This window comes from Mediterranea sp. ET5 (assembly GCF_023337025.1).
Taxonomy (GTDB): Bacteria; Bacteroidota; Bacteroidia; order Bacteroidales; family Bacteroidaceae; genus Phocaeicola_A.
In genome coordinates, this window is the sequence record NZ_JAMBLN010000049.1 from 1 (window position 1) to 461 (window position 461).

At 47.1% G+C, this 461-nt stretch carries 2 tRNA genes; both read right to left on the minus strand.

Annotation, left to right across the window (positions count from 1 at the left end):
* Positions 1-118 precede the first annotated feature (118 nt).
* Positions 119-192: transfer RNA gene (locus M3087_RS14280), tRNA-Ala, on the minus strand.
* Between the two features lie 72 nt (positions 193-264).
* Positions 265-338 (minus strand) — tRNA-Ile (locus M3087_RS14285).
* Between the last annotated feature and the right edge of the window lie 123 nt (positions 339-461).

Sequence of the window (461 nt, forward strand, 5' to 3'; positions counted from 1 at the left end):
CTGCAACATTGCTGCTGATACGGATTATACTCTTGGCTCTTGCGTCTTACTGTTATTGGGTTTGTACAACATGTCAAAGATCTTCTTCCTTTAATTGCCTGTTGACAATTTCGGACTGTGGAGAATAACGGATTCGAACCGTTGACCCCCTGCTTGCAAAGCAGGTGCTCTAGCCAGCTGAGCTAATCCCCCTTCATTTTCCGGGCGGCAAAGGTACGCTTTTCTGTACGTTCCGCAAGCGGATGCCCGGATTTTTTTTCGAAGTAGTCCCAGGCAGAGTTGAACTGCCGACCTCTACATTATCAGTGTAGCGCTCTAACCAACTGAGCTATAGGACTGTCAGTCTAACCTCAATCTGCCCGGACGATACCCGGCTTCTCTGGTTCTCCTTCATATCTTTACAAACAAACATCAGCAGTACAAGACCGGATAGAAAAGTCTCCATCCTATTCGGAATCTCT